Below are 14,822 nucleotides of genomic sequence, written 5' to 3' on the forward strand. Positions count from 1 at the left end.
TAAAGGAGTTTTGTCTAGTGGTCCAAACCAGTTTGTAATTTCTTTTTTAAGTCCTAAACCTAACATTTTTACAGAGCCATCATCTTCTCCAATATTAGTTTCAGGAACAAATCTTAACATTCCTTCTAATTTAAAAGGTAATCCAACACTTAGTTGAACGATTGGTGCAGGAACAGCTTTAGCAGGCAAGTCAGCTAAGACTCCTCCAGGAGAATTAAATGTAGCACTTACATCTTGACCGTCAATTTCTGTTTTTACAGTCATAGATGTTGTATTTGCTGGTCCTGCAAAAGTTGAAGCAGTTGTAGACGAGGAGCTTACAGAGGTTAAACCTAATGCAGAGATATTAAATAACTCTTTTTCTGATGGTATTGCTGCTCCACTAAGCCCTATTGCTAAATCAAATCCAAAAGTTTTATGAACTTTTGCTGTGTGATACCATCCGTTATTCATTGCATTTATAAAGCCCTCCATACCAGGTGCAAAGTAAGCTTCCATAAGTTTTTCAGAATCTGCTGCATCAGCTAAAAGAATAGCTTCAAAACCTTCTTGTGCATTTGTGTTAAATGATAAGGTGAATACACCTATAAAAATTATAAAATACTTTTTCATTTGTATAATGTTTAGTTAATATTTGTTTAGTGTTTTGGTTTTAATACGAGCTAATATATAAAAATATGTTAAAATAACTAAGGTTCAGTTATTATTTTATTAATAAGCTAAAAAATAAATGACTTTTCTGCAAAAAAAAACTCAACATTGTTGAGTTTTTTAGTAGTATATTAATAAGGTAATTTGTTAAGCATCAATATTAGCATATTTAGCATTACGTTCTATGAAATCTCTACGAGGAGGAACTTCATCTCCCATTAACATAGAAAACACTCTATCTGCTTCAGTAGCATTGTCTATAACAACTTTACGTAAGGTTCTAAACTCAGGATTCATTGTGGTGTCCCAAAGTTGTTCTGCATTCATTTCTCCAAGACCTTTATATCTTTGAATATTAACAGATCCACCCAGTTTTTGAGCAATTAAATCACGTTGGTTATCATCCCAAGCATATTCTCTTTTTTGTCCTTTTTTAACTAAATAAAGAGGTGGTGTAGCAATGTAAATATAACCTTGCTCAACCATTTCTCTCATGTATCTAAAGAAGAATGTTAATATTAAGGTAGCAATATGAGATCCATCAACATCGGCATCACACATAATAACTACTTTATGATATCGAATTTTTGATAAATTTAAAGCTCTTGGATCTTCTTCTGTACCTATAGAAACACCTAAAGCTGTAAACATGTTTTTGATTTCTTCGTTTTCAAAAACTTTATGTTGCATTGCTTTTTCTACATTCAAAATTTTCCCACGAAGTGGTAAAATGGCTTGAAAGTTTCTATCTCTACCTTGTTTAGCTGTTCCACCTGCAGAATCACCCTCAACTAAGAAAATTTCACATTGAGCAGGGTCAGTTTCAGAACAGTCAGATAATTTACCAGGTAAACCACCAATAGACATTACAGTTTTACGTTGTACCATTTCTCTGGCTTTACGTGCTGCATGTCTTGCTGTTGCTGCTAAAATTACTTTTTGAACAATTGTTTTTGCGTCATTAGGATTCTCTTCTAAATAGTCAGTTAACATTTCTGATACTGCCTGAGATACTGCAGAAGAAACCTCTCTGTTACCTAGTTTGGTTTTAGTTTGACCTTCAAATTGTGGTTCACCAACTTTTACAGATACAATAGCTGTTAATCCTTCACGAAAATCATCACCAGCAATCTCAAATTTTACATTTTTAAGTAATCCAGATTCGTCTGCATATTTCTTTAAGGTATGAGTTAAACCTCTTCTAAAACCAGATAAGTGAGTTCCTCCTTCATGTGTGTTTATATTGTTCACATAAGAGTGTAAGTTTTCTGAATATGAAGTATTGTATACCATAGCAACTTCTACAGGAATACCATTCTTTTCACCCTCCATAGAAATTACTGTAGCTGTTAATTGCTCTCTAGTAGAATCTAAGTATTTTATAAATTCTGGCAAACCTTCATCACTATGAAAAGTTTCTGAAATAAAGTTCCCTTCATCATCAGTAGCTCTTTTATCTGTTAAAGTGATGGTGATACCTTTGTTTAAATACGCCAATTCTCGCATACGAGTTGCTAGCGTTTCATAATTGTATTCTGTAGTTTGAGCAAAAATAGATTTGTCTGGTAAAAAAGTTACAATAGTACCTGTAAAATCGGTATCTCCAATTGTTTTTACTGGGTATAGAGTTTTTCCTTTAGCGTATTCTTGTTGCCAAACTTTTCCTTCTTTGTGTACTGTTGCAGTTAAATGGTCAGATAATGCGTTTACACAAGAAACACCAACACCATGTAAACCACCTGATACTTTATAAGAGTCTTTGTCAAACTTACCACCAGCACCAATTTTTGTCATTACAACTTGTAGTGCAGAAACACCTTCTTTTTTGTGTATTCCAACTGGAATTCCACGACCATTATCTTTAGTTGTAATAGAATTATCTTCGTTAATGGTAACTTCAATCGTATCACAATAACCACCCATTGCTTCATCAATAGAGTTATCTACAACTTCATATACTAAATGATGTAAACCACGTACGCCAACATCTCCAATATACATTGATGGACGCATTCTTACGTGCTCCATACCTTCCAGTGCCTGAATACTGGAAGCATCATAATTATTTTTGTTTTCTTCGCTCATTATATATGTATTATATTTCTGAAATTATCATTGGTAAATTGTATAAAATACAACCTATCAAATATAGTTAAAAACATAGGTTTTAAATCTGTTTTGTTAATAAAAGTGAAAATTGTTCATAATTATTAAAGTGGCTTAAACGCGTTAAAATGAGTTTTAAAAACGATTTGGAGTTAAATTATGTGACTAATTATTTGGTTATTGATTAAAGTGGCTTATTTGACTTAATTTGGGTTTTAGATTTTGTTTCAAAAATTCAAATTAAGTCAAATAAGTAAACGATTTAGTAGAAAAGAAGAATATTTGTTTAAATATGATGTTTGTCACTTTATACAAAATATTAACATCATAGTTTTGTGGTTAATTTAAGAATAAGATTAAAATGAAATTAGTACAGAGTAACATGAAAAAGTTTTTGGTAGCTATAGTTTTATTGTCATCAATATTTGTAAATGCACAAGAAAAAACAGAATTTAAACCTACAATAAAGTGGAATGTTAGAGCACAGATTTGGATGCGCTATTCAGAATTAAACGAAGGGTCTTTAATTAATGGAGAGTCTGCAAGTGGTTATTCAGATGTTTCTATAAGAAGATTAAGAATTCCTGTTACTTCTCAGTTAACTCCAAAATTATATTTTTATTCTATTATTGGTGGGAATAACTATAATTTTAAGTCGAAGAATTTTCCAATGAGAATTTTAGATTTATATGCAGAATATGCTTTTAATGAAGCTTTTGAAATTGGAATTGGTAAATCTGGATGGCAGGGTTTAAATAGATGGAATGTTCGTTCTAATAAAACTTTAATGGGATTAGATTCACCTATTTTTGCATTAAATACTGTTAATAAAGCAGATGAAATAGGTAGAATTTTAGGTGTTTGGGTAAAAGGACAAGTTGGAAAGATTGATTATAGAATTAGTTTTGGAAGACCAATTGCTGTGACTAGTGTGCCATCTGGTAAAGTTGATTTTGCTAATAATATGCCAAGAATTAAAACTTCTTCATACGTAAAATATCAAATTTTTGATCATGAATCAAATAAGTCTGCATACCAAACAGGTACTTATGTTCAAGATAAAAAAGTTTTTAATATTGGAGCAGGATTTCAGTTTCAAGAAAAAGCAATGAGTGATGGTGATGCTTTGTTAGCAGCAACTAATGTATATGACATGAAGCATTGGGCTGTAGACTCATTTTTAAACTTACCTTTAAGCAATGAAGCTGCAATTACTGCATATTTAGGTTTTTATGATTATGATTTTGGTAAAGATTATATTAGAAATGTAGGTGCTAACAACCCTACTTCTGGAGGAGGGTCTGATTTTAACGGTGCTGGAGTTGCTTTTCCAATGATTGGTACTGGTACAACTTGGTATACTCAATTTGGTTATGCTTTTAAAAAATCTAAGTTTTTAAGTTATCCAATGGTTATACAACCTAATTTTGCAATTCAAAGTTCTAATTGGGATGCTCTAAATGAACAAATGACTGTTTATGATTTTACAGTTAACTTTTTAATGGATGGTAAGCATGGAAGAAAATTAAGTTTAGGGTATCAACACAGACCTATTTTTGATGCAACAACTATAAAACAGAAAAATTCTAAAGGAATGTTTGTTATACAATATCAAATATCTTTGAAGTAAATTTAATAAACTATACATAGATTTCGTTATTTTAATGTATTCATACATTTATAGTTCATTTTTTAAGAATCCATTAACTATATATAAAAACTTAAAAAAGAAGTTTTTAAAAGAGATATTCTATCTATATTTGTCAGCATTAAATCAAAAATGACAAACAATAATAACAATCGTAATTTCAATAATCCTAATTTTTAGGGAAGGAAGGTTGTTGTTTAGAAATATATAAAGCCTTCCGAATTCGGAAGGCTTTTTTAATTTAAAAATCGAAAAGATGAGTAAAATGATGACAGTCGACGTTCTGTCGAGTATTAAAGGAGCAAAAGAGTCTGAAACTGTAAGTAAGTTGTTTGATGTAATTAAAAATGCAAATACATCAAATAATAACTCTTTTAATATAAATCATAACAATGCTGTGTCTTTAGATGATTTAAGAGAAGATATTGTGATTGATAGTCCGCAAATAGAAAAGGATATCATCAAAGAAAATTTTCCGAAAGAAAAAAACGGATTTTTAGTTGTTTCTAAAGTGATAGAAGAATAATATGGAGTCGCAAATACATAAAATTCATCAACAATTGGTGAACAAAGAAATTTCTTGTACACAATTAGTGCAAGAAAAATTAGAGTTATTAAAGCAGAATACACATAATACTGTTAATTCACTTTTAGGTAGACAAGCTTTAGAATTAGCCCAAAAGGTTGATGCTAAAATTGCAAACGGAGAAGAAATTGGTTTGTTAGAAGGAATTCCGTTTGGAATAAAAGATGTGTACATGGTACAAGGAACTTATACAACAGCTAGTTCAGATTTGTTAAAAAAATACAAATCGTCTTATACTGCAACTGCCATTCAAAAATTGTTAGATGCAGGTGCTATTCCGTTAGTAAAAGAAAATTGCGATTCTTTTGGACACGGGTCATCATCAGAAAATACCATTTTTGGAGCTGTAAAAAATGCAGTGAACCCAACTTTAGTTGGTGGAGGTTCTAGTGGAGGTTCTGCAGTAAATGTTGCCAAAGATTATACGGTTTTTTCAATTGGTGGAGATACAGGAGGTTCTATTCGTCAACCTGCAGGTTACAATAATGTCTACGGATTAAAACCTACTTACGGAAGAATTTCTCGTTACGGAATTATGGCATACGCATCATCTACAGATTGTGTTGGACCTATCGCAAAATCCATAGAAGATATTAGAATTGTTTTAAATGTGATGAGTGGTAAAGATGTAAAAGACCAAACTACATACAAATCAGAAACAATTTTAAAAGAAGCTGTTTTAAATGCTGATGAAATAAAAACCGTTGGTTATTTTAAAAACTTTATAGAAAATGATGCAATTGATGCAGATATAAAAGCCAATTTTTTAGCATCAATAGAAAAAATTAAAGCCAAAGGAATTGAGGTAAAAGAATTAGATTTCTTTGAGTCTGATACTTTAGTTTCTACCTATTATACTTTGGCAATGGCAGAAACGGCATCAAATTTATCTAGATTAGATGGTACAAATTACGGAAATAGAATAGAAGGCGATAATTTAAAAGATACGTATTCAATTACACGTTCTGATAATTTTTCTGAAGAAACAAAACGTAGAATTGTTGGTGGAAATCAAGTGTTATCACAAGGTTTTTCTGATGAAATTTATTTAAAAGGACTGAATTTAAGAGATCAGATTTCTGAGAATTTTGAAAAAGATTTTAAAGAAGTAGCTATTATTTTATCACCAGTTACACCACAAGCACCACCAAAAATTGGTGATAGTTTAAAAGATCCGTTGGCAATGTACTTGTCAGACGCTTATACGGTTGGTTTTAGTTTAGGGCAATTACCAACGTTAACAGTACCACAAGGAACTGCAACAGGATTACAAATTACCGCAGCAAAAAATAATGACGAACTTGTTTTGAAGTTTGCTAACTTCTTAAAAGATACGATATAATGGAATTGGAACAATTAAATGAGCTTATAGAAAAGCACGATTTAGAGTTAGTAATCGGTTTAGAAACACACGTTCGATTAAATACAAAAACTAAGTTATTCTGTTCTTGTGCAAATCAAGAAGTAGAAGAACCAAATCAAAATATTTGTTCTGTTTGTACAGGTCAAATGGGAGTTTTACCATCTATTAATAAAGAAGCAATTACCAAAGCTATTTATTTTGGTAAAGCAGTAAAATCTACTTTTAATAATGAAGTGATTTCTTGGGATAGAAAGCATTATGAGTATCCAGATAATCCTAAGAATATTCAAATTACACAGTTTCATAATCCTGTAATTCCAGACGGACAAGTTTCTTGTTATAGAAATGATGGTTCTCAATTTACAGTTAGTTTAACACAAGTTCATATTGAAGAAGACGCTGCAAAATTAATGCATGAAAAGAAAGTTTCTTTAGTCGATTTTAATAAAGCAGGTGTTCCTTTAATTGAAATTGTAACAGATCCTTGTATTCGTCATATAGAAGATGCATCAACATATGCACAATATATTCAGAGAATTGTTCAGAATTTAAAAATATCTGAAGCAAATCTTGAAAAAGGAGAGTTTAAATCGGATGTTTCTGTGTCGCTTCGTAAAAATCACACGTATGATTTAAACCCAAGAACAGAAATTAAAAACTTGAACTCGTTTAAGTTTATGGTAGATGCTTTAAAGGAAGAAATTGAAAAGCAATTAAACTATTATATAGAAAATAACGCGTTTAGACCAGATCAAACAACGGTTTTATGGGATGCTGACTTAAAGCAAACCAAAACAATGCGTAAAAAGGAATTTGAAGCAGATTATCGCTTTATTTCTGAACCAGATTTACCACTTGTAAATATTAAACAAGTTGTAGAAAGTATAGATGTAGATGTTAGTTCTTTACCTTTTGCAGTAGAATCTATTTTGATAAAAGGTGGTGTTTTACCTCAAGATGCAAAGTTTTTTACTGCTGATGCTTTACGCTCTAAAACATTCGTAGAAATTAATAATGCCATTAAAGATCCTTCTTTTGTTGCTAAAACTTTAGTAAATAATTTGGGAGCAGATGAGTATGAAAATATTCATAGTGTAGCGCAATTAATTGAAATTTTCCAATTATTTAAAGATGATAAAATTACATCTGTTTTAGTTCAAAACGGAATTACATCTTACTTAAAAGATAGAAATTTCGACTATAATAAATACTTTGAAGAGAATACAATATCAGAGGATAAAATTAAGGATGCTGTTTTAAAAGTAATTGTAGAAAATGAAGCAATTGCAAATGATATTAAAGGAGGAAACCAAGGTAAAGCAGGAATTCTTGTTGGTAAAGTAATTGGAATTATTGGAAAAGGAGCTTCAGGAAAGGTTATTAGACAAGAAATTTTAGATAACCTTAAAGGTGATACAGTAAGTGTAAAATCTGATGTTTCAAGTAATAAGAACGAAGTAAGTAGCAAGAAATCTGAGGATAAAGATGAAGAAACGCTTCCAGAAATCCCTATTATCATAAAAGAAGAATATAGAACTCATAAAATATCTCAATTATCAGAAGATACAATTAACGAAGAAGTTACTTTGTCTGGTTGGGTTTCTAGTGTTAGAGATCACGGAGAATTAATTTTTATCGATTTAAGAGATTCAAGTAATCAAGTATTTCAAGTACGTTTAAGTAGAGAAACTTTCCCGAATTTAGATGAATTGGTAAAACTAAAACCAGAAACGGTAATTATGGTTACTGGTATTGTGGTACAAAGAAATGAAGATGATTATAATGCAGGTTTAAGAACGGGTAAGTTAGAATTAGAAACATCAGCTTTAGAAATTTTAAACCTATCTAAAACATTGCCTTTTGAAATAAAAAGAGCCATGAAAACGAATGAAACTACTCGTTTTCAATACAAGTTTTTAGATCACAGAAACGATGAGGTTCGTAAAGCAATTGTAAACCGTCATAGAGTCATTAAATTATTGCGTGATATTTTAGATGAAGAAGAATTCTTAGAAATAGAAACACCTATTTTAACTGCTGGTACAGATGAAGGAGCAAGAGAATTTATTGTGCCAACAAGAAAACAAGCAGGTTCTTTTTACACATTGCCACAAGCACCACAACAATTTAAACAAATGTTGATGGTTGGTGGATTTGAAAAGTATTTTCAAATAGCTCGTTGTTTTAGAGATGAAGATTCTCGTGGAGATAGACAACCAGAATTTACACAATTAGATATTGAAATGGCGTACGCAAGTATGCAACAGATTATCGATTTAAATACCAAAATGTTTAATGAAGTTGTAAAGAAAATTTATGGTAAAAAATGGATTTTACGTCCGTTTGAAGTAATTACGTATAAAGAAGCGATGGATAAATATGGTTGTGATAGACCAGATTTACGTTATGGTTTAGAAATGCAAGATATTACAAACATTGTAAAAGATACTACTTTTCAAGTTTTTAGCAAACCGATTGAAGAAGGCGGAATTGTAAAATGTATTAAAGTTTCTGCAGAAGAACAAGGGAACAAAAGAATGTCTAAAGGTCAGATAGAAAACTTAACGGCTATTGCACAGCAAAATGGTTTGGGTGGTTTGGCGTATATTATTGTAAATGAAAACGATTTACAATCACCAATTATTAAGTTTTTAGGTGAAGAAATTGCAGCAAATATTATAAAAGCTACAGATGCTCAAATAGGAGATATTGTATTTTTCTCTGCAGCAGATTACGCAACAGCAAACAAAGCATTAGATGCTGTTCGTCAAGAAATGGGACGTTTATTAAAGTTGATAAATCCTAAGGAATTAAGACCTGCTTGGGTTGTAGATTTCCCGATGTTTGAAAAAACGGATGAAGGAAGATGGACGTTTACACACAATCCTTTTTCTATGCCAGCAGTGTATGATTTAGAAAAACACATGACTGGAGAAGGAGAAGAAATCGGAACTATCATCGCGCAACAATACGATTTAATCTTAAATGGTTATGAAATTGGTGGAGGTTCTGTCCGTGCACACAAAGCAGAAATTTTAGAAGCAACCTATAAAAATATGGGTTACAATAAAGAGGAAATGATGAAAAGTGTTGGAACCATGTACAAAGCGTTTCAATATGGAGCACCACCTCATGGAGGAATTGCATGGGGAGTAGATCGTTTAATGATGATTTTAGAAAAGAAAGCTTCTATTAGAGAAGTAATGGCTTTTCCTAAAACAGGTTCATCAGAAGATTTATTATTTAATGCACCATCTATTCTATCTGATAAGAAAGTTGAAGAGATGAATGTAAAAATTATGAGATAATTTTTAAGATAAAGTTTGTCTAATCAAAAATCTATGTTATTTTTGTTCCATCAATGAAGAATATTTTAAACAATACATGGTGGTGGAACTCTCTTAATAAATAAGTGAGAAAAAACCTATATGTATATAACATAACAAAAAAGGCTTATCTCACGATAAGCCTTTTTTTTGGTTCTTTTTTCAAGTACCAAAATCAATAGATACTGAAACAAGTTAAGCATAAAATGAAAAAAATACAATTTAAAACAATACATAAAACGAAAATGGCAGATACAGTTACACCTGTAGGGCTGTATTTACGTTTTAGAGATAAATACGCTAATACTTTGTTGTTAGAGAGTTCAGATTATCATAGTAAAGACGAAAGTTTCTCTTTTATTGCGATTGATCCTGTAGTTTCTATAAAAGCAGAAAATCATCATTTAAGTTTTTCTCATAAAGGAGTTGAGTTAGAAAATCAGAAAATAGGAAGAAATTTTAATTCGATTTTCGAAAGTTATAGTCAAGCAATAGATTTAGATTGTCCTGCAGAATTAAAATCATTCAATGGTTTGTATGGTTACACAACTTATGATTCTGTTCAGTATTTTGAAAATATTGAATTAAGTGTAGCTGAAGCTCCGTCTGCAATTCCATTAATGCAGTACAGTTTTTACAGATTCATTATTGCTATCAATCATTTTAATGATGAAATGACTTTGATTGAAAACATTGAAGAAGGAACTGATTCTCGTATAAAAGAAATTCAAACCATTATTGATGCTCAAGCATTTAATACACAAGATTTTGAAATTGTTGGCGATGAAACTTCTAATATTAAAGGAGAAGAATTTATAGAATATGTTAAGAAAGCAAAATCTCATTGTAAAAGAGGAGATGTTTTTCAACTCGTTTTATCACGCCAATTTCAACAGAAATTTCAAGGAGATGAATTTAATGTGTATAGAGCATTACGTTCAATAAATCCATCACCTTATTTATTTTATTTCGATTATGGATCTTTTAAATTAATGGGGTCTTCACCAGAAGCACAAATTAAAATTTCTGCAGGTAAAGCAACCATCAATCCAATTGCTGGTACTTTTAGGAGAACTGGTGATATGGCAAAAGACATTTTGTTAGGTAAAAAATTATCAGCAGATAAAAAAGAAACTGCAGAACATGTAATGTTAGTAGATTTAGCAAGAAACGATTTAAGTAAACACGCAGATAATGTAGAAGTAGAAGTGTTTAAAGAAGTGCAATATTTTAGTCACGTAATTCATTTAGTTTCTACGGTTTCAGGTCAGTTAAAAGGAAATCCAATAGAAATTGTTGGAGATACTTTTCCTGCAGGAACATTAAGTGGAGCACCAAAATATAAAGCAATGCAATTAATTGATACCTATGAGAATCAATCTCGTGGATTTTATGGAGGTGCAGTTGGTATTATAGGTTTAGATGGTTCTGTAAATTTAGCGATTGCCATTCGTTCTTTTGTGAGTAAAAACAACGTTTTGTATTACCAAGCAGGAGCAGGAATTGTAATTCATTCAGACGAAGAAAAAGAATTACAAGAAGTAAATAATAAGTTAGCAGCGTTAAAAAAAGCGTTGATTTTAGCAGAAAATATTTAGGGCGTTTTAACAGGCTTTCCACTATATCTTTTTTCAGAAAAAGAAAAAAGGATGCCGTTTCAATCCCTAACGCAAATTGAGAATTATGAAAATATTAATTTTAGATAATTACGATTCGTTTACCTATAATTTGGTACACATGGTTGAGAAAATTACAGGAAAATTTCCTGCAGTTTTTAGAAACGATGAAATCAGTATTGCAGACGTAGGAAATTACGACATGATTATGTTATCTCCAGGACCAGGAATTCCAGATGAAGCAGGAATCTTAAAAGAAGTAATTAAAACCTATGCAGGCATAAAACCAATTTTTGGAGTATGTTTAGGTTTACAAGCAATTACAGAAATTTTTGGAGGAACAATTATCAATTTAGATGAGGTTTTTCATGGAGTTGCCACAGAAATGAAAGTAACAGATGCAAATGCGACTATCTTTAAAGATGTTCCAGAAACATTTTTAGCAGCACGTTATCATTCTTGGGCTGCTACAGATGAAGGTTTCCCAGAAGAAATTGAAGTTACAGCAAGAGATGAAGATGGATTAATTCAAGCAATTGAGCATAAGATATTTCCAATTTCTGCAGTTCAGTTTCATCCAGAATCTATTTTAACAGATGTTGGTGAGCAATTGGTTACTAATTTTATCAATGCAAATTCATAGAATATAAAATGTCTCCTCTAGCGCAGTCGAGAGGTTAATTTAGTTCTCGACTGCGCTCGAACTGACAAAAAACTGAAATAAATTCAGCATAAATGAAAGCAATTTTAAACAAATTATATAATCACGAAAGATTGTCAAAATCTGAAGCAACACAAATCTTAAAAGATATTGCTGCAGAAAAATACAATGATGCACATTTAGCATCATTTATGACGGTTTTTATGATGCGTCCGATTACTGCTGATGAACTTTCAGGATTTAGAGATGCGTTAAAAGAACTATCTATAAAAGTAGATTTATCAGATTATAATACCATTGATATTGTTGGAACTGGTGGTGATGGAAAAGATACGTTTAACATCTCAACTTTAACATCATTTATAGTTGCAGGAACAGGACAAAAAGTAGCAAAACACGGTAATTATTCTGTGTCTTCTCAGTCTGGTTCTTCAGATATGCTTGAAAGTTTTGGTTACAATTTCACCAATGATGAAAGTATTTTAAGAGAACATTTAGAGAAAGCAAATATTTGCTTTTTACACGCTCCAAAATTTCATCCAGCAATGAAAGCTGTAAGTCCAACAAGAAAAGCGTTAGCATTAAAAACGTTTTTTAATATGTTAGGCCCTTTGGTAAACCCAAGTTCACCAAAAAACCATATGTTAGGTACTTTTAATTTAGAAGTTGCACGTTTGTATAATTACATTTTACAAGAAGAAAACATCAATTATGGTATTATTCACGCATTAGATGGTTATGATGAAATTTCATTAACAAGCGGATTTAAATTCTTTACGAAGAGCGGAGAACAAATTATAAATCCTGAAGATTTAGGACAAAAAAGAATTCAGCAATCAGAAATTTTTGGAGGAAGTTCTGTTGCAGATGCAGCAAAAATTTTCAAATCTATTTTAGAAGGGCAAGGAACTGAAGCACAAAATAATGTGGTATTAACAAATGCTGCTTTTGCTTTAACTATTGTTGATGAAACAAAACCTTTTGAGGTTGCTTTTAATGAAGCAAAAGAGTCACTTTTTGGATTGAAAGCAAAACAAACATTAGAAAAATTAGTAAGTCTTTAAGATGACAAAAAAGAAAAAAAATATAATTCTAATTATACCTGGTTTTTTAATAATGGGTGCAGCAGTTGGTTTGCAAACAAAAGAGGTTATAAAACAAACGTTAATTGGTCTGTTAGTGGGAATTATAATTTATTTTTTCTTAAAGTACAGAAATAAAAAAAATAGTAAATAATGTCACCTCGAACGAAATGGAATGAAGTCGAAAAATCTCTCGTTCATAATTTTGAGATTTCTCCATAAAGTCGAAATGACAAATTAGTATAAAAAAAATGACAATTTTAGATAAAATAATCGCATTTAAAAAGAAGGAAATTGCTAAGATTAAAGCAGAAGTTCCTGTTCAAAACTTAGTTAAAAGTCCAAGTTTTGGAAGAGAAACTTTTTCATTAAAAAAATCTTTGTTAGAAGTTGGTTCTACAGGAATTATTGCAGAATACAAACGTCAATCACCTTCAAAAGGAATCATTAATGACAAAGCAACAATTGCAGACGTTACAAATGGTTATTTAGATGCAAATGTTGCTGCGCAATCTATTTTAACAGATACTTCATTTTTTGGAGGAACCATGGCAGATTTAATGGAAGCAAGAATCATTAATCAACAAAAACCAATTTTAAGAAAAGATTTTGTTGTTGATGGATTTCAAATTGTAGAAGCAAAAGCGATTGGTGCAGATGTAATTTTATTAATTGCCTCTTGCTTAACATCAACAGAATTAAAAAACTACGGAAACTTAGCAACAGATTTAGGTTTAGAAGTTTTATACGAAGTGCATACACAAGAAGATTTAGATAAAATTAACGATTTAGACAATAAAATTATCGGAATTAACAATCGTAATTTAAAGACTTTTGAAGTTGATTTAGAACATTCTATAAAATTAGCAGGTCAAATTCCTGATACATGTTTAAAAGTTTCTGAAAGTGGAATTTCTGATCCAAAAATAATAACAGGATTAAAAGAATTTGGTTTTCAAGGTTTCTTAATTGGAGAAAATTTTATGAAAACAGAAAACCCAGGAGAAGCTTGTCTAGATTTTATCAATCAAATTAGATAATATGAAACTGAAAGTCTGCGGAATGAAATATGTAGAAAATATTCAGCAAGTTGCTGAATTACAACCAGATTATTTGGGATTTATTTTCTACGAAAAATCAAAACGAAATTTTGAAGGAATCATTCCAGATTTTTCAAATTCAATAAAAAAAACAGGTGTTTTTGTAAACGAATATATTGAGATTGTAATTTCTTTGGTTGAAGAATATCGATTAGATGCTATTCAATTACATGGAGACGAATCTGTTGATTATGTTATCAATTTAAAAAAACAACTAGCAGAAAATAGAGCTTTATTTATTGAAGAAAATAAGACGATAAAAAAGAAGAAAAATCAACATTATATTTCTAAAAATGAAGTTGAAATCATTAAAGTATTCGGAATAAAAAACGAATTCAATTTTGATGTTTTAAAACCTTATTTAGAAGTTGTGGATTACTTTTTGTTTGATACAAAAGGTAAAGAAAGAGGAGGAAACGGAACTAAGTTTGATTGGTCTGTTTTAGAAAAATATCCTTTTGAGAAACCATTCTTTCTAAGTGGTGGAATCGGATTAGAAGATGTTGAGGAAGTTAAAAAAATAATGAGATCTAATTTACCGATTTACGTTTTAGATGTAAATAGTAAGTTTGAGAGTAAACCAGGAGTTAAGAAGATAGAAGAATTAAAAGAGTTTAAAAAGAATGTCATTACGAACGTAGTGAAGTAATCTACTTATTAATTAAGAGATTGCTTCGTTCCTA

General features: G+C 30.7%; 11 protein-coding genes. 9 read left to right on the plus strand and 2 right to left on the minus strand.

All coding sequences use genetic code 11. The features are described 5' to 3' along the window. On the minus strand, positions 1–612 hold a 612-nt coding region (locus ABJG40_RS08825; protein ID WP_348024223.1), incomplete at its 3' end, for a DUF6588 family protein. A 186-nt stretch (positions 613–798) separates the two neighbouring features. Beyond that, positions 799–2,736, minus strand: a complete 1,938-nt coding sequence (gene gyrB / locus ABJG40_RS08830; RefSeq protein WP_348024224.1) for a DNA topoisomerase (ATP-hydrolyzing) subunit B — start codon at positions 2,734–2,736, stop codon at positions 799–801. Between the two features lie 382 nt (positions 2,737–3,118). On the opposite strand from gyrB, the gene ABJG40_RS08835 reads away from it, so the two are divergent. The 9 genes from ABJG40_RS08835 to ABJG40_RS08875 all read left to right on the plus strand — a co-directional run bounded on the left by ABJG40_RS08835 (position 3,119) and on the right by ABJG40_RS08875 (position 14,788). Further along, entirely contained in the window at positions 3,119–4,387 is a 1,269-nt protein-coding gene (locus ABJG40_RS08835; RefSeq protein WP_348024225.1) for a porin, read from the plus strand. 274 nt (positions 4,388–4,661) lie between these two features. After that, positions 4,662–4,931, plus strand: a complete 270-nt coding sequence (locus ABJG40_RS08840; protein ID WP_348024226.1) for a hypothetical protein — start codon at positions 4,662–4,664, stop codon at positions 4,929–4,931. 1 nt (position 4,932) lies between these two features. Continuing rightward, positions 4,933–6,333, plus strand: coding sequence for an amidase family protein (locus ABJG40_RS08845; protein ID WP_348024227.1), 1,401 nt, complete (start codon positions 4,933–4,935; stop codon positions 6,331–6,333). Beyond that, on the plus strand, positions 6,333–9,662 hold the full coding sequence (gene gatB/aspS / locus ABJG40_RS08850; RefSeq protein WP_348024228.1) for a bifunctional amidotransferase subunit GatB/aspartate--tRNA ligase AspS: 3,330 nt from the start codon (positions 6,333–6,335) through the stop codon (positions 9,660–9,662). Before ABJG40_RS08845 ends, gatB/aspS begins: the two co-directional genes overlap by 1 nt. 224 nt (positions 9,663–9,886) lie before the next feature. Further along, the gene (locus ABJG40_RS08855) at positions 9,887–11,278 is read left to right on the plus strand and encodes an anthranilate synthase component I family protein (protein WP_348024229.1); all 1,392 of its coding nucleotides are present in this window, start codon (positions 9,887–9,889) and stop codon (positions 11,276–11,278) included. A gap of 85 nt (positions 11,279–11,363) precedes the next feature. After that, positions 11,364–11,939: an aminodeoxychorismate/anthranilate synthase component II gene (locus ABJG40_RS08860; protein ID WP_348024230.1), complete on the plus strand. Its 576-nt coding sequence runs from the start codon at positions 11,364–11,366 to the stop codon at positions 11,937–11,939. 92 nt (positions 11,940–12,031) lie between these two features. Continuing rightward, positions 12,032–13,021, plus strand: a complete 990-nt coding sequence (trpD, locus tag ABJG40_RS08865) for an anthranilate phosphoribosyltransferase (protein ID WP_348024231.1) — start codon at positions 12,032–12,034, stop codon at positions 13,019–13,021. Between the two features lie 269 nt (positions 13,022–13,290). Beyond that, complete coding sequence (gene trpC, locus ABJG40_RS08870) at positions 13,291–14,079, plus strand: indole-3-glycerol phosphate synthase TrpC (RefSeq protein ID WP_348024232.1); 789 nt, start codon at positions 13,291–13,293, stop codon at positions 14,077–14,079. 1 nt (position 14,080) lies between these two features. After that, on the plus strand, positions 14,081–14,788 hold the full coding sequence (locus ABJG40_RS08875) for a phosphoribosylanthranilate isomerase (RefSeq protein ID WP_348024233.1): 708 nt from the start codon (positions 14,081–14,083) through the stop codon (positions 14,786–14,788). Positions 14,789–14,822: the final 34 nt, after the last annotated feature.

It is taken from the genome of Polaribacter sp. (assembly GCF_039939415.1).
GTDB lineage: Bacteria > Bacteroidota > Bacteroidia > Flavobacteriales > Flavobacteriaceae > Polaribacter.

Excerpts from the sequence above, each read along its gene's own strand:
- ABJG40_RS08860 (WP_348024230.1), top strand. The coding sequence starts at position 11,364 with ATGAAAATATTAATTTTAGATAATTACGATTCGTTTACCTATAATTTG.
- ABJG40_RS08840 (WP_348024226.1), top strand. The coding sequence starts at position 4,662 with ATGAGTAAAATGATGACAGTCGACGTTCTGTCGAGTATTAAAGGAGCA.
- ABJG40_RS08835 (WP_348024225.1), top strand. The coding sequence starts at position 3,119 with ATGAAATTAGTACAGAGTAACATGAAAAAGTTTTTGGTAGCTATAGTT.
- gyrB (WP_348024224.1), bottom strand. The coding sequence starts at position 2,736 with ATGAGCGAAGAAAACAAAAATAATTATGATGCTTCCAGTATTCAGGCA.
- gatB/aspS (WP_348024228.1), top strand. The coding sequence starts at position 6,333 with ATGGAATTGGAACAATTAAATGAGCTTATAGAAAAGCACGATTTAGAG.
- trpD (WP_348024231.1), top strand. The coding sequence starts at position 12,032 with ATGAAAGCAATTTTAAACAAATTATATAATCACGAAAGATTGTCAAAA.
- ABJG40_RS08855 (WP_348024229.1), top strand. The coding sequence starts at position 9,887 with ATGAAAAAAATACAATTTAAAACAATACATAAAACGAAAATGGCAGAT.
- ABJG40_RS08875 (WP_348024233.1), top strand. The coding sequence starts at position 14,081 with ATGAAACTGAAAGTCTGCGGAATGAAATATGTAGAAAATATTCAGCAA.
- trpC (WP_348024232.1), top strand. The coding sequence starts at position 13,291 with ATGACAATTTTAGATAAAATAATCGCATTTAAAAAGAAGGAAATTGCT.
- ABJG40_RS08845 (WP_348024227.1), top strand. The coding sequence starts at position 4,933 with ATGGAGTCGCAAATACATAAAATTCATCAACAATTGGTGAACAAAGAA.